Origin of the sequence: Ensifer sp. Root127 (assembly GCF_001425225.1) — a bacterium.
Taxonomy (GTDB): Bacteria; Pseudomonadota; Alphaproteobacteria; order Rhizobiales; family Rhizobiaceae; genus Ensifer; species Ensifer canadensis.
This window is the reverse complement of sequence record NZ_LMDX01000054.1, coordinates 114482-136066: the sequence shown is the minus strand read 5'-3', so window position 1 is coordinate 136066 and position 21585 is coordinate 114482. Positions and strand designations below refer to the sequence as shown.

At 59.8% G+C, this 21585-nt stretch carries 18 protein-coding genes; 7 read left to right on the top strand and 11 right to left on the bottom strand.

Going from position 1 to position 21585, the window contains the following annotated elements; genetic code table 11:
• Nucleotides 1-258: 258 nt before the first annotated feature.
• Nucleotides 259-1089, top strand: a complete 831-nt coding sequence (locus ASD03_RS35820) for an alpha/beta hydrolase (RefSeq protein WP_057218932.1) — start codon at nt 259-261, stop codon at nt 1087-1089.
• A gap of 225 nt (nt 1090-1314) precedes the next feature.
• Here ASD03_RS35820 and ASD03_RS35815 read toward each other — a convergent pair whose 3' ends face one another.
• From ASD03_RS35815 to ASD03_RS35795, 5 genes are all read right to left on the bottom strand, one after another.
• Nucleotides 1315-2229: a TIM barrel protein gene (locus ASD03_RS35815; protein WP_057204686.1), complete on the bottom strand. Its 915-nt coding sequence runs from the start codon at nt 2227-2229 to the stop codon at nt 1315-1317.
• 26 nt (nt 2230-2255) lie between these two features.
• Nucleotides 2256-3377 (bottom strand): sn-glycerol-3-phosphate import ATP-binding protein UgpC, encoded by a 1122-nt coding sequence (locus ASD03_RS35810; RefSeq protein WP_057218930.1) that lies wholly within the window; start codon nt 3375-3377, stop codon nt 2256-2258.
• A gap of 41 nt (nt 3378-3418) precedes the next feature.
• Nucleotides 3419-4306 carry an ABC transporter permease subunit gene (locus ASD03_RS35805; RefSeq protein ID WP_057218928.1) on the bottom strand — a complete coding sequence of 296 codons (888 nt, stop codon included), beginning with the start codon at nt 4304-4306 and terminating at the stop codon, nt 3419-3421.
• Between the two features lie 7 nt (nt 4307-4313).
• Nucleotides 4314-5204, bottom strand: a complete 891-nt coding sequence (locus tag ASD03_RS35800) for a sugar ABC transporter permease (RefSeq protein ID WP_057218926.1) — start codon at nt 5202-5204, stop codon at nt 4314-4316.
• Between the two features lie 74 nt (nt 5205-5278).
• On the bottom strand, nt 5279-6583 hold the full coding sequence (locus tag ASD03_RS35795) for an extracellular solute-binding protein (RefSeq protein WP_234907828.1): 1305 nt from the start codon (nt 6581-6583) through the stop codon (nt 5279-5281).
• An 803-nt stretch (nt 6584-7386) separates the two neighbouring features.
• On the opposite strand from ASD03_RS35795, the gene ASD03_RS35790 reads away from it, so the two are divergent.
• From ASD03_RS35790 to ASD03_RS35770, 5 genes are all read left to right on the top strand, one after another.
• Nucleotides 7387-8559: an ABC transporter substrate-binding protein gene (locus ASD03_RS35790; RefSeq protein ID WP_057218922.1), complete on the top strand. Its 1173-nt coding sequence runs from the start codon at nt 7387-7389 to the stop codon at nt 8557-8559.
• A gap of 334 nt (nt 8560-8893) precedes the next feature.
• Entirely contained in the window at nt 8894-9760 is an 867-nt protein-coding gene (locus tag ASD03_RS35785; RefSeq protein ID WP_057218920.1) for a branched-chain amino acid ABC transporter permease, read from the top strand.
• Nucleotides 9757-10761: a branched-chain amino acid ABC transporter permease gene (locus ASD03_RS35780; RefSeq protein ID WP_113568333.1), complete on the top strand. Its 1005-nt coding sequence runs from the start codon at nt 9757-9759 to the stop codon at nt 10759-10761. Before ASD03_RS35785 ends, ASD03_RS35780 begins: the two co-directional genes overlap by 4 nt.
• Nucleotides 10761-11525: an ABC transporter ATP-binding protein gene (locus ASD03_RS35775; RefSeq protein ID WP_057219263.1), complete on the top strand. Its 765-nt coding sequence runs from the start codon at nt 10761-10763 to the stop codon at nt 11523-11525. Before ASD03_RS35780 ends, ASD03_RS35775 begins: the two co-directional genes overlap by 1 nt.
• Complete coding sequence (locus ASD03_RS35770; RefSeq protein WP_057218918.1) at nt 11506-12222, top strand: ABC transporter ATP-binding protein; 717 nt, start codon at nt 11506-11508, stop codon at nt 12220-12222. The genes ASD03_RS35775 and ASD03_RS35770 overlap by 20 nt, the downstream gene beginning before the upstream one ends.
• Before the next feature lie 22 nt (nt 12223-12244).
• Here the strand turns inward: ASD03_RS35770 and ASD03_RS35765 are convergent, their stop codons facing one another.
• From ASD03_RS35765 to ASD03_RS35745, 6 genes are all read right to left on the bottom strand, one after another.
• Nucleotides 12245-14197, bottom strand: coding sequence for a CHASE2 domain-containing protein (locus ASD03_RS35765; RefSeq protein WP_057218916.1), 1953 nt, complete (start codon nt 14195-14197; stop codon nt 12245-12247).
• A 53-nt stretch (nt 14198-14250) separates the two neighbouring features.
• Nucleotides 14251-17877, bottom strand: coding sequence for a FecR domain-containing protein (locus ASD03_RS35760; protein WP_234907810.1), 3627 nt, complete (start codon nt 17875-17877; stop codon nt 14251-14253).
• A 167-nt stretch (nt 17878-18044) separates the two neighbouring features.
• Nucleotides 18045-18311, bottom strand: a complete 267-nt coding sequence (locus tag ASD03_RS39600) for a hypothetical protein (RefSeq protein ID WP_156408143.1) — start codon at nt 18309-18311, stop codon at nt 18045-18047.
• Nucleotides 18295-19104, bottom strand: coding sequence for a hypothetical protein (locus tag ASD03_RS35755; protein ID WP_057218911.1), 810 nt, complete (start codon nt 19102-19104; stop codon nt 18295-18297). Before ASD03_RS35755 ends, ASD03_RS39600 begins: the two co-directional genes overlap by 17 nt.
• Nucleotides 19104-19427 carry a hypothetical protein gene (locus tag ASD03_RS35750; protein WP_225906417.1) on the bottom strand — a complete coding sequence of 108 codons (324 nt, stop codon included), beginning with the start codon at nt 19425-19427 and terminating at the stop codon, nt 19104-19106. The genes ASD03_RS35755 and ASD03_RS35750 overlap by 1 nt, the downstream gene beginning before the upstream one ends.
• A 212-nt stretch (nt 19428-19639) precedes the next feature.
• A complete protein-coding gene (locus tag ASD03_RS35745) occupies nt 19640-20326 on the bottom strand; it encodes a GntR family transcriptional regulator (RefSeq protein WP_057219261.1) in 687 nt (228 codons plus the stop codon).
• A gap of 204 nt (nt 20327-20530) precedes the next feature.
• Between ASD03_RS35745 and ASD03_RS35740 the strand changes: the two genes are divergently transcribed.
• Entirely contained in the window at nt 20531-21574 is a 1044-nt protein-coding gene (locus tag ASD03_RS35740; RefSeq protein ID WP_057218905.1) for a 4-hydroxythreonine-4-phosphate dehydrogenase PdxA, read from the top strand.
• Nucleotides 21575-21585: the final 11 nt, after the last annotated feature.

The window sequence follows — 21585 nt, the reverse complement described above, 5'->3', positions numbered from 1 at the left end:
TGCGTTCGTGCGGAGCCCGGCCGTGCAAACCGGTTGCGGGCGTCGCCGGATCGTTGCCGATGAAGCGCGTCGTCGCTGAGACGACTCCAATGATCGTGATAGGCACAGCGAGACCTCCACTTCTCGGCTGAACATGGGGCAGCATCGCACCGCTCAAAAACTATTTCAAGCCTAAAGTTTTTTTGGATGATGGCATTGTGTTTACCGGTCTGGCAGGCGATTGCTACGCCTGAGGAGAAAACTAGGAGGATTAAATCGATGCTGGAACGCCGCATTACCGATTGGGACGACGCCTATGCGAATGGCTCGAATATCGCTCGTGGCAACCTATGGCCGGAAGCGTGGGTCAAGCCAGCCGAAGCCTTTCGCAGTGCCCTTCGGGCAGCGGGGCGTGCAAAACTCGACCTCAGCTATGGCGAGCGGACGAGAAACCGCATGGACCTGTTTTTCCCTGATGGCTCAGCCAAGGGCCTTGTCGTCTTCGTGCATGGTGGATACTGGCTGCAACTCGATAAGAGCTTTTGGTCGCATTTGGCCGCCGGCGCTGTTGCCAGCGGCTACGCCGTCGCCATCCCCTCGTACACGCTTTGCCCCGAAATTCGCATCGCTGGGATCGTCGAAGAGGTAGCTGCGGCCATCGGCGAGGCCTCGAAGCTGGTCGATGGGCCGCTGAATTTGACCGGGCATTCGGCCGGAGGGCATCTCGTCAGCCGGATGATCACGACGACCGCGCCGCTGGCGCCGCATGTACAGCAGCGGATTCGAAACGTCGTCTCGATCTCGGGCGTTCATGACCTGCGTCCGATCATGGCAACCACGATGAACGAGAGGCTTGCGATCGACGAGAGCGAGGCGCTTTCGGAAAGCCCGGCTCTGCTGCGCCCCATGGCAAATGCCCGCATCACCTGCTGGGTCGGGGGCGGCGAACGGGCCGAGTTCTTGCGCCAGAGCGCTCTGCTCGCCAATATCTGGACCGGACTGGGTGCAACAACGGCCGCGACCGCGGAACCGGACAAACATCATTTCAACGTTATCGACGGCCTCGCCGACGTCGGACACGCCCTCACGCGGGTGCTGCTTTCGGAGTGAGCGGAGCAGTATCGCTTTCTGATCACTGCCAAGTCAGAAACTGCGCCCCGGAAAGCGCCGGCGTGCCGGAATGAGTTCCGCCGTGCGTCGGTCTGTATCGGTTCGTAATAGCGATCAAACGGGCCGTCTGACGAACGCGCTTCTAGGGATGGTGCAGTTGTCCCGCCGCACATGTGCGGCCGGACAACCAATCAACATGGATGGTAACGCGCTATCCGGAACTCGTCAGGCAGCTGATCGAAGGCCCACCACGGTAGCCAAACGCCTTGCCCGTTCCAGGCTCGCAGGTTGCTGATCAGCAAAACGCTCGGCGTTTATTTCCATGATTAATGCCGTGTCTGGAAGGAAGATCAGTTCGGCGAAGATGTCATCCCAAGGAATATCGCCCCAACCAATTGGCAGATGCAAATCTCCGATGCCTAGTGCCGTCGCCTCAGCTGGATGATAGAAGCGGTTCATGGAGTAGGGCAGCCCAAAACTGTCGTGAACATGCAGGTGGCCTGCCACCGGTGCCATTGCCCGCAATTGCTCGCGAAAATCCAGCCCGCGATGCGTGGCCTCGATGTAGGCATGCGAGAAGTCGATAAGCGCAACGACGTTGTCGGAGCCGATCGAACGGACTGTTTCGGCGACCTGGCTCGGTGTTTGCCGATACTGTCCGGTTTCCGTCGTGAAAATGTTTTCAAGCGCGATGCGTACCCCATATCCTTTTGCGATATCCGACATCTCTGCGAGTGCGTCGCGTTCCATCTTGTCGAGATCAGCGGCGCTCTCTCCGGCGGCAAGCTGCGCCGCGCCGGAGTGATGGACAAGGATTCCCGCGCCGAGCCGATCGCACAGCTCGAGCATCGCTCTCACGACCTTCTTCTGCAAATCGTGATGCTGGCGATCCATGAAGTTGGATACGATCTGACCGTGCAGCGAAAGCTTCTTGAAACGGTACTTGCGCGTGATGTCGGCGACGCGCTGGAGCCGATCCTCGATGAGGCGACCTCGGCTGATGATCTCCTCGCCATAGATCCCGATCTCGCAGGCATCCGCGCCCGTATCGGCGATTTCGCGCAAAGAAGCGTCAAGGCTCGACAGATCTCCCTTGCCCGTCCGGTTGCAAAAGCCAATAGCGGATATGAACTCGTTCATTTCCATCTCCTTCGATGTTGCGATGATCAGACTGCTTCGAGCACCTGCCGCGCATTGCGGCCACTGCGAGGCTCGACTTCAAGCTCGATACGCCGACCAGTCTCTCGGTCGAACACATGCAAATGTGCAAGCGGCAGTTCCAGCGCGATCCGGTCGCCAGGCCTTACGTACGTCTCTTCATCGACACAGGCTGCAAAGGGCTGGCCATCCAATTCCGAGTGGATGACGCGGCCAGCTCCGAGCTCTTCTACAAAGTCCACTTTCATCGAGATGCCTCTTGCCCCAGTGGCAACAACACACTGTTCCGGACGAATGCCCACGGTCACACGTCTTTCACCCAAGCGTGTGGCAAGAGCCCTGTCGATCGGCATCTTCGTGCCGCTGAACGCAAGGCAGGCGTCATCGACGTTGATGTGAGCGTCAAACAGGTTCATCGCCGGCGAACCGATGAAGGAGGCGACGAAAATGCTTGCTGGGCGGTGGTAGATGTCAAGCGGCTGGCCCACCTGTTCGACGACGCCCTTGTTCATGACGACCAGCTTGTCTGCGAGAGTCATCGCTTCTACCTGATCATGCGTGACGAAAACGGACGTTGCCGACAGGCGCTGATGGAGCTTGCGGATCTCGGCGCGCATGGTGACACGAAGCTTGGCATCGAGATTCGACAACGGTTCGTCGAAAAGGAATACGTTCGGTTCCCGGATGATCGCGCGCGCCATGGCAACCCGTTGCCGCTGGCCACCGGAGAGGGCCGCAGGTTTGCGATCGAGATAGTCGGCGAGCCCGACGATCTTGGCTGTCTCCTCGATGCGGCGAAGGCGCTCTGCCTTTGGTACGCCAGCGACTTTCAGGGCATAGCCGATGTTTCCCGCGACCGTCATGTGTGGATAGAGGGCATAATTCTGAAACACCATGGCGCAACCGCGTTCGCGCGGTTCAAGCCTGTTAACGACCCGTCCGTTGATGGCGATCTCACCCGCGGTGATTTCCTCCAGTCCCGCGATCATCCTGAGAAGCGTGGATTTGCCACAGCCTGATGGGCCGAGGATCACCACGAATTCTCCCGACGCAAAAACAAGGTCGATGCCATGCAAGGTGGGGGTCTTGCCGTAAGATTTACGCACGGCGCGAATTGCGATGTCAGCCATGAACGAGGACCTCTTTTATTCTGCAGATGGGGGAAGCGGTTTCACTTTTCGGTGGCCACCAGGCCCCGTACGAACCAGCGCTGCAAGACGGCAACGACGACCAATGGGGGCAGCATGATGATCAGCGATCCGGCGAGCGTCACGTTCCAATCCGGCGTGCCGTTGTCGGCCGGCAGGAGTGCGACCAGCGACATCATCGTGGTCTTATAGGCAGGGTCCGTCACCATCAGGAGCGGCCAGAGATACTGGTTCCAGCCGTAGACGAACATGATCGTGGTCAGAGCGAGCATGTTGGTGCGCGAGAGCGGCAAGAGCATATCGATAAAAAAACGGACCGGGCCCGACCCGTCCATTCGCGCGGCCTCGGCCAGTTCATCGGGCAGAGTTAGGTAGAATTGGCGGTAAAGGAATGTTCCGGTGGCCGTTGCGATTAGCGGCAGCGTGAGACCGGCGTAGGAGTTGAGAAGGTTCCAGTCGAGGGACACCTCGAAACCAGTCGCAGCGGAGATGAGAAGCCGTACGGGCTGAAACAAATCGGCAGCGACTGCGTAGGTGGGCACGACACGCACCTCAAGCGGCAGCATCAACGTGATGAACACCATCCAGAAAAAGAAGCCCTTCAGCGGGGTTCGGAAGAATACGATGGCAAAGGCAGTCAACGCTGACAGTGCGACCTTCCCGACAGTCACGAGGCTGGCCATCACGAAGCTGTTCAACATCGCCGTCCCGAGGTTCGCCCGCGTCCAGGCGGCGCTCATATTCTCAAACAGGCGATCCTGCGGCAGGAAACTGAAGGGTATGGAGTTGACCTGCTGAAACGTTTGGCTCGCGCCCGACACGATGACGATGAAGGGACCTATCAGCAGGAGGAAGCCGAAGATCATCACGCCATAGGTGAGGGCGTTTGCGAAAGGGGTCCGCTGAATCATGACTGCCTCACTTGTAATGGACCTGGCGCTCGATGAAGCGGAACTGGATAAAGGTGAAGATCATGATGAGGCCGATGAGCACGAGGCTCTGGGCCGACGCGCCGGAGTAGTTCAGTCCACGGAACGCCTCCTCGACGATGCGGTAGACCATCACATCCGTGCCGTGGTTCGGGCCGCCATCCGTCGTACGCGCGACGATGCCGTAAGTGTCCGCACCGACGAAACCTTCGGTCATCATGATCACGAGCAGGAAGAAAAGCGTGGGCGCAAGCATCGGTATCTGGATGTCGACCGCGCGGCGTATCGGGCCGCAGCCGTCCATCGCTGCAGCCTCGATGAGCGACCGCGGGACAGACTGCAGACCTGCGAGAAGGAAGATGAAAGTGTAGCCCGCCCATTTCCAGGCAAACACGACGATGACGAGAATAAGGGCATGGCTGCCATACTTGGCTGGGTTCCAGAAGTCCGGAAAGGCGGCGTTGACCGATGCCATCAGCCCGCGCTCTGGCGACAGGATGAAACGGAAGGCCATGCCGGCAGCAGGTCCCGCAATCGCGTAAGGCAGGATGTAGAGGAACCTGAAGGGCGCGGAACCCGGTAGCTGGCGGTCAACCGCCAGGGCAAGAACAAGGCCGATAAAGATCGTAGCCAAGGTGCCGCAAAGGGCGAACGCCAGGCTGACCCCAACGGAATTCCAGTAGAGCGGGTCGGCGAACACTTCCTTGAAATTGGCAAGTCCGACGAATTCCGCAGTTCCACCGAAGGGCGGTTCGAGCGTGAATGCCCAGCGCAACACCGCGACCGCCGGCCAGTAGAAAAAGAGCAGGATCAGGATGATCTGCGGCAGGGCGAATAGGCTGGGCAGCCACCAGCTACGAAAGGCCGCGCGCTTGTCCATGTGTGCAAATTCCGTGCGTAAGAACAGGTATGGGAGCCTGCCATTGCTCAGGCAGGCTCCCGACGGATCAGATTTTAGTTCAGCGTCTGACCGGCGTAGGTTTTCTCGAAGCGACGCAGCACTGCGTTGCCACGTTCGACCGTCTTGTCGAGCTCGGCCTGCACGTCTGCATTCTGCATGAAGATCGCTTCGAGGGCCGTTGCGAATTCCTTGCGGATCTGAGTGAAGCCGCCCAGGCGAATGCCACGGGTATTTTCCGACGTCGGCGTGAACGAGAGGCTCTGGATCGCAAATTCACGCCCCTTGTAGGGCGCCTTGTCGTAGAAGCCGTTGGACTTCATCGCGTCGAAACCGGTCTTCGTTACCGGAATGTATCCCGTCACCGTTGACCACCACTCGGCCATTTCCGGTGTCGCGATGTAGTTGAGGAAGGCGGCTGCACCCTTGTATTCCGCTTCCGGACGGCCAGCCAGCACCCAAAGGGATGCGCCGCCGACCAGCGAATTCTGACGCTCTGTGCCTTTCCATACCGGCAACATGGCGACATCCCACTTCACGCCCTCGGGAAGGGATTTGCCGATGGTGCCATGGTCGGCGATCGAGGTCTGTATCATCTGGCAGGTCTGGGACGTGAAGGCAGGGACGGTATCCATGCCAAGCTGCTTGGTCTTGACGACGAAGAGCCTCTCGTCTGCCATTTTCTTGAAGAACTTCACGTGATCGACGAACTTGGTCTTGTTGACGACGAGTTCGGCATCCAGCCCCTGGTAACCATTCGCCTTGGTGGCGATCGGCTGGTTATGAATGGCCGAAAACTGCTCCATGAGCGGCCATGTGTCGAAGTTGAAAGCGAGCGGGCATTCGAAGCCGGCGGCCTTCAGCTTGCGGGCCGCTTCCTCGACCTGTTCCCAGGTGTCGGGCTTGAAGTCCACGCCGGCCTTCTGGAACGCATCGACGTTGTAATAGAACATTGCAGTCGAGGAATTGAAGGGGAAGGAATTCAGTTCGCCCCCAGCGGTCGCATAATAGTTGGCGATGCCGCCGAAGTAATTGTTCCAATCGATTGTATAGCCGTTGTCGGCCATCAGCTTCTTGGCCGGCACGAACGCGCCGGACAGCATCATGTCCAGGGTGCCGGCATCATAGATCTGCGTGATCGCGGGCTGTTTTTTGGCGCGGTATGCCGCAATGGTGTTTTGCAGGGTCGTGTCGTATCCGTTTTGCGAGGTGCAGACGATTTCGAATTCGGACTGGCTATCGTTGAACTTCTTGCACGCTTCCTGGACCCGCTCTCCAAGATCACCCGAAAGGCCGTACCAGAATTCGAATTTCGTCGTTTCAGCTGCTGCTGGTGAAGGGCCAAACGCGGCGGTTGCCATCAGGCTGATAAGTGCGAACGTGGTGGCGGAGTCTCTCATTGCAAAACGCTCCTTGCAGAATGGCGGTCACCAAAATCGGCGACACGAATGAGCCGGAGCGCTTGCTAACAGTTGAGTGTGACATTCCCTGCCAAATCGAATGATGAAACGATGAAAGTTCGATTACGGTATTATGAAGGGCCGAGCGCGCATTGGCGTTAGGCTTCTTCCCAGGTGGTCGGAACGACTGCCGCCAAACCAAAGTTTGTGCGAACGAATGAAGTGTTCAATTTTTTTTATTGAACCGATCTGCGAACGCGAACCAGTTGATCGCTGCGCCAGATGGTGCGCTATCGACCATCGCTCTCCTCGTGGAGCTGGAAGTCACTGCTGCTATTGCAGGATCGCGTAGAAGCTGCGCTCGCTTCGCCGCAGCACGGATTTCCTGCGTGAATTCATGCGTGGAAGTGCGCTCCCTGAGAAGTATTCCGCACCGAAGATCGCGAATTCAAGGGTTGGTCACGCGGCGAGATTCTGCCGGTGCCGGGAGGAATCGGTACGCACCTTGGTTAAACGCTAAATCGCTGTCTTCGCCGGGCAGCGCTTTGTTCAACACGCTTTGGACCCAGGTCTCCGGTGCTAGTGCCTAGTTAAATAAACGCTCACCGAAAACCAAGACAAAACATAACTGTTGAATTATGATTTCCACCCCATATTTCATTTTTGCATCACCGTTTCGCATGGCAAACTGACGGACATCAAAATCGGATTGCTTTGTGATGACGGTGCCGCAGCGGGAGTGGACGGTGCCACAGGGAGGAAATATGAAACGGACAATTCTGGCCGCGCTTGCGGCCTTGGCCTTGAGTGGTGCTGCCTATGCGGACACGATCAAGATCGGCGTCGTTGGACCCTTTTCCGGTCCCTTCGCGCTGCAGGGCAAGAACTTCAAGGCTGGCATCGACGCCTATATGGCGATGAAGGGCAGCAAGGTCGGCGACGATGATATCGAGATCATCTATCGCGACGTGCCGCAGGCCGATCCGGCGCAATCGAAGGCGCTTGCCCAGGAACTGGTTGTCAAGGAAGGCGTGCAGTATCTGGCCGGCTTCTACTTCACCCCCGATGCAATGGCCGTCACGCCGCTTCTGGAACAGGCGAACGTGCCGCTGGTGATCATGAACGCGGCGACGTCGGCGATCGTGACCAAAAGCCCGCTGGTGGTGCGTACCTCGTTTACCACTTGGCAGACCTCGACACCGATCGCCAAGGTGGCGAAGGATGCGGGCGTTTCCAAGGTCATCTCCGTGGTCAGCGACTACGGCCCGGGTGTCGATGCTGAAAATGCCTTCAAGGCCGGTTTTGAGGCGGCCGGTGGACAGGTCGTCGAAGCCATTCGCATGCCGCTTGCCACCAACGACTTCTCGCCGATCATGCAGCGCATCAAGGACTCTGGTGCCGAAGGCGTCTTCGCCTTCCTGCCGTCGGGCCCGACCACGCTTGGTTTCGTCAAAGCCTATAACGAAAACGGCCTGAAGAGCGGCGGCATCAAGTTCTTTGCTCCAGGCGATCTGACGCAGGAATCCGATCTGCCGGCGCTTGGCGAAGCGGCGCTCGGCATCCAGACGACGTTCCACTACGCCGTCTCGCACGACAGTCCGGAAAACAAGACTTTTGTCGAGGCGGCCGCAAAGGCCATCGGCAATCCGGCCGAACTCTCCTTCCCCTCGGTCGGCGCCTATGATGGCATGCATGTGATCTACAAGATGATCGAGGCGACCGGCGGCGAGCAGGACGCGCAGAAGGCCGTCGATGCAGTCAAGGGTCTTTCCTGGACGAGCCCGAGGGGGCCGGTTTCCATCGATCCCGAATCGCGCCACATCACGCAGAACATCTATTTGCGCGAGGTAACCAAGGCTGACGACGGCACCTACTACAACAAGGAAGTTCAGACCTTCGAGAAGCAGGGCGATCCCGGTCTCGCGGCCCTGAAATAGGCTTTTGGGCAATGTGCGTGCTGATTGAGCCCCGCCCGCATTGGCCGCAAAATACCGGCGTCCGGCGAATTGAGCGAGCCGGGCGTCCCAAAGCATTTCCAGGAAAAGTGCGAAGCGGCTTTCCGTAAAGGGAATGCATAAGATAGGGACGCATTTCCAGGAAAGGCGCGATGCGTTTTTCCATCCGGGAATACCTGAAATGGAAAGATGGAGCGTTTCGGTGCCTCCGTTGAAGGCGGAAACGAACCACGCGCGTGCGGCTGTTTGCCGGGGATGGGTTCGTCTCGTCCCGCCCCTCAGCCGTCAGTGATAACGAAAGGCATCGGATAGCCCCATGCAAACAGTCTTCAGCATCGCGATCGATGCCCTTGCTTATGGCATGGTGCTCTTCGTCATCTCCATCGGGCTTTCCGTCACCATGGGGCTGATGCGCGTCGTCAACCTTGCGCATGGCGCATTTGCCATGATCGGCGGTTACATCGCCTCCTATGCGGCGCGCGACCTCGGCCTTGCCTATGGATTTGCCATCGTGCTTGCCGTCTTCGGCACGATCGTGATCGCCATCCCGATCGAGCGTCTGCTCTATCGTCGCATCTATGGGGCGCCGGAACTGACCCAGGTGCTGATGACGATCGGCATCACCTTCTGCATCATCGGTATCGCCAACTATGTCTTCGGGCCGACGCTGAAGACCGTGCCGCTGCCGGGGCAACTGCAGGGCTCTTTCGATCTCGGTTTCCGCGCGATCGCCACGCATCGGCTCTTTGCGATCCTTTGCGGCCTCGCCGTAGCCATCGCCCTCTGGTACGCGATTGAAAGGACGGCGTTCGGCGTCAAGCTGCGGGCCTCGGTCGACAATGCCGCCATGGCCGCTGCACTCGGCGTGCGCACCGAGATCGTCTATGCCGTGAGTTTCGCGGTTGCCGTTGGTCTTGCCGCCTTCGGCGGTGTTGTCGGTGCCGAACTTCTGCCGGTCGAACCCTATTATGCGCTGCGCTACATGGTGACCTTCCTGGTCGTCGTGTCGGTCGGCGGTGCGGGCTCGATCCCCGGCGCGCTTGTCGCCTGTTTGCTGCTCGGCGGCATCGACACGACCGGCCGTTACCTGATGCCCGAGTTCGGCGAATTCTTCTTCTATCTGGCCGTCATCGCGATCATCTGCGTCTTCCCGCGCGGACTTGCCGGGAGAGCCAAGGGATGACCATGACCACCACCAACGACCTGATTGCACGGACAGCGGGCAAGCGCCGCTTCGGCGGCGGCGACCTGATCGGTCTCGGCGTCATTCTGGCGCTCGCTATTGTCGGCTACTTCCTGTTTCCCAACAATCTGGCGCTGCTGACGCGCATCATCGCCATCGCGCTGTTGGTGCTCTCGCTTGACCTCGTCACCGGCTATTGCGGGGTGGCGACGCTCGGACACGCGGCGCTGTTCGGCGCCGGTGCCTATGCCGCGGGGATTGTCTCAGCGCATTACGGCATCAATGATCCCTTCGCGATGCTCGCCTTCGGCATTGCCGCCGGCGCCGTTGCCGGCCTCATCTGCGGAGCGGTGATCCTGCGTGCACACGGTCTTCCGCAACTGGTGCTGTCGATCGCCCTCATCCACCTCTTCCATGAGTTCGCCAACAAGGCGTCGTCCTGGACCGGCGGCAGTGATGGCCTGTCCGGCATCGCGCCGAGCGCTTTGCTCGGTCTTTACGAGTTTGACCTGTGGGGACGCACGGCTTACGTCTTCGGCGTCGTGCTGCTAGTGCTTGTCTTCGCCGTCCTGCGGCTGATCGTGCGCTCGCCGTTCGGCATGCTGTGTCGCGCCATCAAGGAAGACCCGATCCGCATCCGCTCCATGGGGGCATCGCCGAAGGGCGCGCTGATGAAGATGTATGTCATCTCCGGGGCCGTCGCCGGTGTCGGCGGCGCGCTCAACGCCATCTCGACGCAGGTGGTCGGTCTCGACAGCCTGTCCTTCACCATGTCGGCCGAAAGCCTGGTGATGCTCGTTCTCGGTGGAACTGGTTCGCTCTTCGGCGCGCTCACGGGCACTATTGTCTTCATGTTCTTCGAAGACGTCGTTTCCGCCGCCAATCCGTTCCACTGGCTGACGATGGTCGGCGCCCTGCTGATCGCCGTCGTCCTCTTCGCGCCGAAGGGGCTCTACGGAACGGCAGCCGCCTTCGTTGCCCGCCGCCGGGAGGCAAAATGATGCAGCCAATCTTTGAAGTTCGAAACCTCAAGCGTGCCTTTGGCGGCCTGGCAGTGACCAATGACGTAAGTCTCAGTATGGCGCCGGGCGACCGCGTGGCGCTGATCGGCCCGAACGGCGCCGGCAAGACGACGTTCGTCAATCTGGTCACGGGCAACCTTGTTCCTGATTCTGGCGAGGTTCGCCTCGGCGGCGAGACGGTCACCCGTATCGATGCCATCGGCCGGGTGAGGAGAGGGCTGGTGCGCTCCTTCCAGGTCACGCGCCTGTTTCTCGACATGACGCCGGCCGAGCATGTGGCGCTCGCCGTCCTGCAGCGCGACGGCCGCTCCGGTCGTCTGTTCGGCAATTTTCTCTCGATGCCTGATGTGATGGATGAAGTCGGGCAACTGCTTGGCAAGCTCGGGCTTCGCGAACTGATGCATCGCAAGGTCAGTGAGATCGCCTATGGCCAGCAGCGCCTGCTTGAAATCGCCGTGGCGCTTGCCTTGAAGCCGAAGGTTCTTCTGCTCGACGAGCCGGCAGCCGGCGTGCCGCAGAGCGACACCGGTCGCATCGAGCAGGCGCTCGCCGATCTACCGGCGGATCTCGCCGTGCTGATGATCGAGCATGACATGGATCTGGTCTTCCGCTTTGCCAAGCGCGTCGTTGTCCTCGCGGCTGGCGCCATTATCTTTGACGGTTCGCCGTCTGATGTCACCCAGGATCCGCGGGTGCGAGAAGCCTATCTGGGGAGCTATGCCAATGCCAGCCACGCCGCTTGAGGTGGAAAACCTGTCCGCCGGTTATGGGCCGACGCGGGTGCTCGAAGGTATTTCGTTCTCGGTTCCAGCGGGCGCGCGCCTGGCCGTTCTCGGCCGCAACGGCATGGGCAAGACCACGCTGCTGGCGACGCTTGCCGGCCAGACGAAACGCTATGACGGCCGCATTCGCATGGGTGATGCTGACGTGACAGCACTGCCAAGCGCGTCACGCGCTCGCAAGGGCTTAGGATTCGTGCCACAGGCGCGTTGCGTGTTTCCGACCCTGACCGTTGAGGAAAACCTGTTCGTCGGCCTCAAGGATCGGCCGAAAGCTGCACTGCAAGAAGCCTACGACATGTTTCCGCGGCTTCACGAGCGGCGGCGCAACCTCGGCAGCCAGCTTTCCGGCGGCGAGCAGCAGATGTTGTCGACGGCGCGTTCGATCCTCGGTCGCCCGTCGGTCCTGTTACTGGACGAGCCGCTTGAGGGGCTCGCCCCGGTGATCTGCGAGGAACTAATGAAGGCCTTTGCCGAACTCGCCAAGACCGGCGACATGACCATCGTACTGGTCGAGCAGCGCATCCAGAGCGCGCTCGATTTCGCCGATCAGGTCATCGTGCTGGAGCGCGGACGCATTGCCTGGACGGGCACGCCGCAGGCGCTTTCAAGCGATCACGACGCCGTCGAGCGATTGCTTGGCGTCGGCGGTCTTCATTGAACCGGTAGCCCCCATGCTGGCTTCACGTTTTCTTCGACCGTGACATATTGAGTTTGCTTCTTTCGCGCTCGTAGTAGCGCGCGAGAGGCGGCAAGGCACTTTTTAGTTTATCGAAGATCACGTCGCGCGCCTTCAGCTTGCCGTCATACTTGGCTTCAAGGAATGCGCGATGCCGTATGAGTGCATCTTTATGGACGCCGACTGCGACCGTGAATACAGGCGACACCGCCGTCCGTCCCTTGACGCTGATCCGGTCAAGCTCGGCGATCGGGAAGATGTTTTCGACGAGTGCCGCCGTGCTTTCTCCGAGAAGCAGGGAAATACCATAGTCCTTGGACGTGGTTTCGAGACGTGAGGCGAGATTGACCGCGTCTCCGAGTGCTGAATAGTCGAAGCGTCGGACTGAGCCCATATTGCCGACGATGCATTCGCCGGTGTTGATGCCGATGCCGATCCTCAGGGTTTGAAGCGGACTTTGCTCTTTCTTGGCCTCCGCCTTGAGTTCCTCATTGACTTCATCTAGCGCGGCAAGCATGTCGAGCGCTGCCTGCACGGCGTGCGCAGCGTGATCCGGATCGTCAAGTGGCGCATTCCAGAACGCCATCAGGCAGTCGCCAATATATTTATCAATGGTGCCGCCCTGTTTCAGCACGGCCTCCGACAGTGGCGTCAGCAGCCGGTTGACGAGCGTTGTCAGGCCCTCAGGGTCGTCCTTCATCTGCTCAGCGATAGTGGTAAAGCCCCGGATATCGCAAAAGAGGATAGACAGCATACGCCGCTCGCCACCGAGCTTCAGATGTGACGGATCGCGCGCCAAACGTTCGACCAGTGCGGGTGACAGATATTGCGAGAAGGCGCGCGTGATTTCGCGCCGCCGCCGCCGCTCTTCTGCATAGTCCAGCCCCGTCTGACCAGCAGCCACAAAGGCAAAGGCGAGGCCCGGCCCAATCGGTGACAGGAAAACTTGGCCGAAACGCATGAGGGCATAGCTCAATACCACGATCGACGTAAGCGCGGCGACGGTGTATGCAAGCGTGCGCCACCCGGTCATGCGCAGAACCGATAATGCGGCGAGGACAGCCGCCGCCGCGATTGCCGCGATGACGGCGGACCGAGGTGCCCGGTCGATGAAGAGATCGTTTGCGAGGTTGTCGTAGATCGTCGCCTGCATCTCCACCCCTGACACCAGTCTGTTCGAATGAACGGTGTCGGAGGAGGCGAAGGCGTCCGCTCCGCCATCGTTGATCGAGGGCGCGTTCTGCAAGCTCAAGCCGACAACGACAACGCGGTCACGAAACGTGCCTTCCGGCAGGAAGCTTTCAGGAGCGAGCGCCTGGTAGTAGGAGACTGTGGGGTAGGTGCGTGCTGGACCGAAGGTCTGGATCAGCGCCGACTGGGGCGGCGGCGTTAAGCGCGTTCCAGCAACTTCAGCCAGCACGGCAGCGAAACCGTCGTGATAGGACGGGATCTCGCGCAGAGTGCCGTCGCCGCCGAGGTCGACTGAGGCTATGCCGGTTCGGGCGCCTTTTCCCGTGAAGACCGCGAGAGGTTCGGTACGGATGAACTGGTCGGCTTGTGGACTTTCGAGCAGCGACTGATCGCCGGCGAGAACCACATCCGGCCCCATAGCAGTTGCAAGACGGTGATCGTTCGCCTCGTCGGACGAAGGTTCGGCAAAGATGACGTCGATACCAATTGCCTTGGCGCCAGCCTTGCGCAGCGCCTCGACCAGCGTGGCATGCAGCGAGCGTGGCCATGGCCATTGCCGACCGATCTCGGCCATCGACGGTTCGTCGATGGCCACGATCACCGGCCCGTTTGGTGGAAGTGGCATACGGCCGATGGTCGAGAGATAGTCGAAACTTCGCAGCTCGTTGAGCGCCCAGGCGCCGGTGCCCGAGGCAAGGCCGAGCGCAGCGGTGACGAAGGCGGCAAGCGCCAGAAGCTTGATGCGGCGTTCAAGTGGGCGGCGCATCTCTTGTTGACCAGTGACGCCTGCCGATAGGTGAGATGAGTCGCGATCCGCCATCAGAACCGCACTTTGACCGTGCCCTTGAACGTCGGCCCCCAACCGGGTAGGCCGTTGCTCAGTTCGAACTCTTCGTCAAGCAGATTGAACGCTGCCAGATTGACCTCGACCTGCTTGTCGAAGGGTTCCCATTCCAGTGTTGCGTCGAGCGTCCAGAAATCGTCGAGCGTCTTACCGTCGGCCGGGCGCGTGCCGACATAGTTGGCGGCGATCGTTGCCTTCACATTAGCGGTGCTTACCCAGGTCAGCGCCACTTGACCGGTGTTTTCCGGGACGAAAAGCAAATCGTCGGTGGGATTGCCTGGGTCGTCTCTAACATCGGCATTCGTATGAGCGGCCGTCGTCGAAAGGCCAAAGCCGTGACCGAGCGCAAAGTTCGCGGTTGCAGCCACGCGGTCAAGCCCGACCTTGGCGTAGTCGAGGCTCAACGTGGAGAGCGGTAGGTCGAGCGATAGCTCGCGCACCTCCTGGTGTTGGTAATCGAGGGCAGTGAACAGCCAGTCCTGCCATTCCGCGTCCCAACGAAACGCCAGCGTGTCTGTATACCCCTCGGCACCGAAACGCAGTTGATTGGGCTGCAGGGCGACGACGCCGATAGGGGCGAGCGTGGCCACGTCGAAGTTCAAGCCGTCACGCATCGCTGCCGCCCTCAGCCAATGGCCCTCCGCCGGCGCCCAGGCGATGCCAAGCTTCGGCTCCAAGCGAATATCGTCGTCGTTGACGTCTTCGATGTAGCGCGCAAAGAGTGCGCCCTCGACTTTCAGGTCCGGCGTGATCTCGTAGATGCCATCGATGTAGGCCTTTGCCACCGATTGGGTCGCGGAAATCGAACTCGAAAACGATACCGGGGGTGTCAGACCTGTAGGGTCCGTTAGCAGAAGGTCGGCAGCATTCTTGGATCGGACCTTTCCCGCCTCGACACCATAGCGCCAGGTCATCGCGCCATCGCCAATAAGATGATTTACTGCAGCGACATAGGTTGTTTGCTGTTGCTCGTTGCGGGCCGTGACCGGTGGTGGCAGGTTCGTACTGGAAAGCGCCAACCTCTCGCTTTCGACAGTTTTCTGATCGCTGAAGAAAAACGCAACGTTCGCGACATTGCGGTAACCGAAGGTGTGGCTCCACGCTATACCGGAAAGCAGGCGTGATGACGTGTCGTCGTTTATTGTGTCCAGATTGAACGGCGCTGCGCGAGGATCCGGTATATCAAATATGCTACGGCTGTCATCGAACTTGCCGTAGTTGGCATAGGCAATGATTCTGTCGTCTGGCGTCGGCGTCGCCGTCAGATAACCGTTGCCGCCGAGCAGGCGCATTTCTCGATCGAGTTGCAGATCCTGTTCGAGATCGATTGTATCTCGCGGCTCTTCCCACTGGACATTGCCGTAGACGCTGATCGGGAAAGGCGAAAACGTAAGACCCCGCAGTTCCGCCTCGCCGATCCAGCCTTGATCGTCCTTGTCAGCGATCATGCCACCGCCGAGCGCGGCCTCGAAGAATGGCCGTTGCAGGATGTTGGCTGTGCGTTCACGGCTCGCCAGCATGTGCGGCTCTATCAGCAGGCCCTGAAAGAAGGCCGAGAAACTTTGTGGATTGGCGGTGTTGACGACAGGGCTGCCATCGAAATCATAGGTGTTGAAGAGCGGATTGACGCTGCCGCGCACAGCCTGGTCGACATAGCTCGAACCGGTAAAGGGATCAAAAACGGCGTCGCCGTAGTATTGTCCCCAGGCATTGAGTCCCTGCAGGCGAAACGCGTCGTTGAGCGTGGAGCCGGCATCCTGATTGGCGCCAAGCGCGGCTGTCTCGCCACCGCGCGCCCGGGTGAGGCGCATCAGCTCCTGGGCATAACGAATTGCGGCGTCTGAATCATAGTCGTCGATGGCGATCGCGGTGCGCATCTGCATGACAACAGGATCGTTGGGGTCTAGCCGCTCGGCGTTATCGAGCGCCTGGGCGGCGGGGATGCGATCACCCTTCTCGTAGTAAGCACCAGCCAGCAGCAATTGGGCGCCGGAGTAGGCGGGATTGGCGGTAGACCCTGCGAGCAGGTCTTCGACGGCCCTGTCCAATTCGCCGGTTTGCATGTGATAACGCCCGCGCGCCACCAGTGTCACATCGAAGGACGGGTCGGCGGCAAGCGCGGTATCGATTTCGCTCTTCGCCTCAACCATGCGGTTTTCGACAAGGTAGAGGATAGCGAGATTGGCATGTGAGACCGGGTCCTGCGGATCGAGCGCGATTGCACGCTTGAAGGCATTCTCTGCAGCGCGATTGTCGCCGCGCTCGCCCTGGACTAGCCCGAGGGAGTTCCAGATGGACGATGAGCCGGGCGCTGTCTTGAGGCCTTGCTCGAGGTCTGCCAAAGCTCCATCGAGATCGTTCTCGATGTGAAAGCGGTAATCGGAGCGGGCTTGCAGCGCGGTCGGGTCCTCCGGGTCGATCGCCAGCGCCCTTTCGATACCATCACGGACTTCCTCGCGGTCATCCAGCAGCAGGGCGAACTGCGCCCGGGCGGCGGGCAATGTCGGGTCGTCAGGAAACTGGCGCTCTGCTTGCTTGAGGGTATCGATCGCAGAACGGATGTCGTTGCGAAACCCGTTGGTCCAGGCCCGGGCAAGCGCTCCATAGGCACCCGCTGCATCGCGCGGCGGTGCTTCAGCGTGGTCGGGGTTGGCAAGCGCACGAGCGAAGTAGCCGCCATAGGCAGCTATCGCGCGCCGCTTGGTGTCCAGACCGCGTGCCGCACGCGAAAAGAGCTTTGCCGCGTCGTTATAGCGGTTCTCAGCACCCGCGATCAACGCCTCGACGAGGTCGGCACGTGCTTGCTGCGTTCGGCCAAGCCGACGTCCACGCGCCTCGGTCAATGCGACCTTCGCTTTCTGACGACCGTTCAGAGACATGTAGATCTCTGACAGCGCGAGCCAGTCTTCGGCAGATCTTGACGGCGGGGGCTCCGCCTCTATCCGTTCTCGCTCATTGCGCATGTCCGGTACACGTAAGGGAGATGCCGGCATCCAGATGAACGAATCACGCAAAGAGAGATGGAACAGCATTTGCTCGCGATCCCTCGGCGTGACGATCACGATCTTGGATGGAGCCTGGCCGATTGCGGCCACCGCACCTTCGCCTTGGCTGACGGTCACGCTGCCAAGCGCATTACTAAGTTCGACCATGCCCTCAAGTACGATCAGAGACGTCTTGCCGTCGGCGCCAACGGTCAGTGTCCAGTCGGTTCCCCGCACAGCGGCTGTCGCTGCCGGGGTATCGACAGCAAGCCCCTGACCGCCGCGTTCGGCGCGGGCCCAAATCGTACCGGTCTGAAGCTCCAGTTGTGTGTCGCCGGCGGTTGCCATCTTCTTGACGCGCAGCGCTGTGTTTCGTCCGAGCCGTATCTGGGTTCGGTCGGAAAAAAGAACGGCAAGCGCACCGGTCGCGTTGGTGCGCAATACGTCGCCGGAAAGAAGATCTTGAGCGAGATCGACAAAACGCCAGTTGGAAACGTCGACGAAGCGTACTTCCTCGCCGGATCTGCGCGCGATGACGGAGCCTGCGACGGGGGTCGGACGAGGAACGGGCTCAGCCAATACGTTGCTTGAAGCAAGCACAGCTGCTGCCACAAGCATTATTTGAGAATTTGGCCGCCCCATTCCAATTCCCTGTCCCGATTGCCTCGAAACTAGTGAATTTCGTCCATGTTAAAAGTCAATGCGATTCTAATGTTACGCGATGTTTTCCGATGGCGGTGTAGTATCAAAGCGACAGGGTTCTTGTTCGAAACTGGTTGCTAACTTCAGAACTGCTTCGATTGAGCACTGTTTTTGCAGCCTGAAGGTTTGAGCGCGACCGAGCTGTCTCTGCCGTGGAGAGAAAGCGTAAAACGCTGTGGTCCTGTTGGCTTCTCATAAGGTTTGAGAAGCACATAAGAGGCGAGGACGGAGGTAATCATGCCGACTGCTTTGGTGGCACATGCAATGCTTGCTTCCAGCAGCGCGATTGCGAGCTTCGAGTCCTTGCGGCACTCAGGCTGACGATCACTGCGCCTATCTGTCCCATCCAAGCGACACTTCTGGCAGATCCGGCACCACTTCAGACTCGGAGGTCGCCCTTCTGTAGACGAGGCCGCTTACATCGAGACGATACGTTTCTGCGGGAATGCCGTTTTCATCGACAACGAGGATACCGACCAGATCCAAGGGTGCGTTACGCACGTAACTTTCTGCACGGTCTAGCATCGCGACGAGGTTCTCCCTTATGCTGGCGGCGGTCCAGCCAGCGGGCAGACCACGTATCGACGAATAATCCTCTCCGCGAATGGAAAGTCCCTTTCTGCGGATTTCATCGATGCTGCGCACCGGTGAATAGTTGGGCGGCTTGCCTGACGCCGCCATTACGATTGCTCCAAGCGGGCAGAGATTTGAATCAATCGTCAGAAGGTCGATATAGTCGCGGGCTTTGGTTCGGGTGGAGGCTGCGATGACCTTGTTGACAGCAAGATCCGCTGGGTTGAGCCGCGCGCCCCACTCTTGATCTCGGATGAGAGGAAAGAAGCGAGACTTGGTCTCGCTCATCCATTGGATTAGCGTGCTGTCGCCATCGCGAAACACCTGCGCTTCAACGCAGCCGTATACGTTGACGTCGATAGTAACGAGAAACCCATCGTTCTTGAGCGTTTCGATATCTCTCTGCGCCGCGGAACCGATCTCCGAGTCGCTATCATGGAAAATATCAATGTCATCCGACACACGCGGCCAGTTCATGTTGAGAACCACACCGCCCGCCATATAGCTGCTCTCGGAGCGGTTTCTGGCGATGGACGCCATGATGTTGCGTTGAAGCACGGTCAGAGCCATTAGTGACCACCGTCAAGTATGGACAACATCTTCCTTCCCATCGCAAAGGCTCGGGCGTCGCCTCTTTCGATGAGCGCATTCGCTACGACCCGTGACCGACTTGGGACATCATCGAGCCTCTCGATGTCGATATTGTCGAATATTCGCAAGCCATAACGCTCGGCCGCCAGACTGAGATATTCCGCTAAACGATCCTTACGGTTTCTGTGATCTTCGCGCATGCCTGCGGCGGCGCTGACAATATCATTGCGTCTATCGCGCGGCACCAGCACTTCTACTCGAACGAGGTCAGCTGCACCACCACGCTCACGGTACCTTTTCATTCTGTCTCGAGACGCCATCGCCGATCCCCTTTCTCGCCAATATATGCGTATCCGGGATACGCATCAAGTTGGATCGCGAACATGTCATCCCGGCGCCGCTTACATGGGGCGACGAATAGCGTGGGGCCGCTCAATATATTGGGGTCGATCCTGAGAATAGGACCCCGGGCAAGAAAGAGCCCGCTAGCTTAGAACGCGACTGCGACGCTTCTTCAAACCGAAGCGCGTACGCGCTCCCAGGCGTTCATCAGGTGGCGGCCGAGCACTTCGGATAGCTTGGCTTTGTCGCGGGCTTCGAGCGCGACGATCATCTCATCGTGCTCGGCAACCGCGGCCGCCCATTTTTCCGGGCCTTCGTGGCCGATGAAGCGGATGCGCTTCAGCCGTGTCTGCAAGACGCTGTGCATGTCGGCGAGCGCCGCATTTTCGGCGAGCTGGACGATCGCCGAATGAATCTGCTGGTTGAGCTTGTAGTATTGCAGCCGGTCGCCGACCTTGTAGCGACGGACCATTTCGTCATGTAGGGCGCGGACTTCGGCAATGCCGGCGTCGCTTGCCGCTTCACAGGCGAGCTTGCCCGCAAGTTCCTCCAGCGTCTGCAACACGGTCAGCATGTCGTGCACGTCCTTGGCGCTGAAGCGTTTCACGACGGCGCCGCGGCTCGGTACGAGCTCGACCAGCCCCTCGCTCGCCAGATACTTGATGGCTTCGCGCAAGGGCGTGCGCGAGACACCGAGCTGCTCGCCGAGCTGGCCCTCATGCAGGCGCGTGCCGGGTGACAAATCACCTTCGATGATCATGTCGCGCAGATGACTGACAAGCGTGTCATGCAGAGCCGTTCGCTTGATCGGGCCGGGGCCACCGTCGGCGCGTCTCTCCAGTGGTATGATTTCGTTCATCATTTTGCTTCTGCGCTTGTGGCCGCGTGCTGGCCATCCGTTCCCCGTGCGTGCCGATTGAATCAGCACTGTCTGATTGAAGCATGGAGACAGGGCTCGTCATCGTCAACAGAAAATGCTGCATACAGAATACAAAAGACTTGATGCAGAATTTTGAATAACGTATGACAGCCTGCGAAAAGCATGAAGTGGAGGACATCTCACATGACGACCAATGGTGCTGCCGGTAACGGCGCGCGTCCTGTCATCGCGCTTGCCATGGGCGATCCCGCCGGCATCAGCCCCGAGCTGACAGCGCGGCTGCTGGCCCTTCCCGATATTCGCGAGGCCGCACACATCATCACGATCGGCGATCGCCGCATTCTGGACGAAGGCGCCAAGGCTGCCGGTCTGACGCTCGATCTCGAGCCCTCGACGCTTGAGGATCTCGACAAGGCCGGTACCGCCCGTCACGTATTCGTCGACCTCGGTCATCTTGATCCGGCAGACGTCGATCGCGGCGAGGCGACGCTCGCCGGCGGCACGTTTGCAACGCGCAACTTCCGCACGGCGCTGGAGCTTGCCCACGCCGGCAAGGCCGAGGCCGTGTGCTTCACGCCCTTCAACAAGAAGGCCATGCGCTTTGCCTATCCCGGCTATGACGACGAGATCCGTTTCGTTGCCGACGTGCTCGGCTTCACTGGCAAGGTTCGCGAATTCAACGTCCTCGAGAAGGTCTGGAATGCGCGTGTCACCTCGCACATTCCGCTCAAGGACGTGGCGGACAACCTTTCGGTCGAAGGCATTCTCGCCGAGGTCGAGCTGACCCAGGTCTGCCTCAAGGAGGCCGGTTACGAAGCGGCGAAGATCGCGATTGCAGGCCTCAACCCGCATGCCGGCGACGGCGGCAGCTTCGGCATGGAAGAGATCGACATCATCGAGCCGGCGGTCGAGAAGGCCAGGGCGCTCGGCTACAACGTCGATGGCCCGTTCCCGGCCGACACCGTTTTCGTGCGTGCACTCAAGGAAGGCTTCAATGCCGTCCTGACGATGTATCACGATCAGGGTCAGATCGCGATGAAGCTCATGGGCTTCGACAAGGGTGTGACGATGATGGGCGGCCTGCCGTTCCCGCTCTGCACCCCAGCCCACGGCACGGCCTATGACATTGCCGGCAAGGGCATTGCCGATGTCGGCGCAAGCCGCGAGGCGCTTCTGCTCGCCGTTCGCATGGCGAAGAAAAAGGCTGCCCTTTCGGCTGCTGCCTGAATTCGCACGTT

Coding starts and splice junctions, on each gene's coding strand:
- ASD03_RS35820 (WP_057218932.1), top strand. CDS start 259: ATGCTGGAACGCCGCATTACCGATTGGGACGACGCCTATGCGAATGGC.
- ASD03_RS35815 (WP_057204686.1), bottom strand. CDS start 2,229: ATGAACGAGTTCATATCCGCTATTGGCTTTTGCAACCGGACGGGCAAG.
- ASD03_RS35810 (WP_057218930.1), bottom strand. CDS start 3,377: ATGGCTGACATCGCAATTCGCGCCGTGCGTAAATCTTACGGCAAGACC.
- ASD03_RS35805 (WP_057218928.1), bottom strand. CDS start 4,306: ATGATTCAGCGGACCCCTTTCGCAAACGCCCTCACCTATGGCGTGATG.
- ASD03_RS35800 (WP_057218926.1), bottom strand. CDS start 5,204: ATGGACAAGCGCGCGGCCTTTCGTAGCTGGTGGCTGCCCAGCCTATTC.
- ASD03_RS35795 (WP_234907828.1), bottom strand. CDS start 6,583: ATGGCAACCGCCGCGTTTGGCCCTTCACCAGCAGCAGCTGAAACGACG.
- ASD03_RS35790 (WP_057218922.1), top strand. CDS start 7,387: ATGAAACGGACAATTCTGGCCGCGCTTGCGGCCTTGGCCTTGAGTGGT.
- ASD03_RS35785 (WP_057218920.1), top strand. CDS start 8,894: ATGCAAACAGTCTTCAGCATCGCGATCGATGCCCTTGCTTATGGCATG.
- ASD03_RS35780 (WP_113568333.1), top strand. CDS start 9,757: ATGACCATGACCACCACCAACGACCTGATTGCACGGACAGCGGGCAAG.
- ASD03_RS35775 (WP_057219263.1), top strand. CDS start 10,761: ATGCAGCCAATCTTTGAAGTTCGAAACCTCAAGCGTGCCTTTGGCGGC.
- ASD03_RS35770 (WP_057218918.1), top strand. CDS start 11,506: ATGCCAGCCACGCCGCTTGAGGTGGAAAACCTGTCCGCCGGTTATGGG.
- ASD03_RS35765 (WP_057218916.1), bottom strand. CDS start 14,197: ATGCGCCGCCCACTTGAACGCCGCATCAAGCTTCTGGCGCTTGCCGCC.
- ASD03_RS35760 (WP_234907810.1), bottom strand. CDS start 17,877: ATGCTTGTGGCAGCAGCTGTGCTTGCTTCAAGCAACGTATTGGCTGAG.
- ASD03_RS35755 (WP_057218911.1), bottom strand. CDS start 19,104: ATGGCTCTGACCGTGCTTCAACGCAACATCATGGCGTCCATCGCCAGA.
- ASD03_RS35750 (WP_225906417.1), bottom strand. CDS start 19,427: ATGAAAAGGTACCGTGAGCGTGGTGGTGCAGCTGACCTCGTTCGAGTA.
- ASD03_RS35745 (WP_057219261.1), bottom strand. CDS start 20,326: ATGAACGAAATCATACCACTGGAGAGACGCGCCGACGGTGGCCCCGGC.
- ASD03_RS35740 (WP_057218905.1), top strand. CDS start 20,531: ATGACGACCAATGGTGCTGCCGGTAACGGCGCGCGTCCTGTCATCGCG.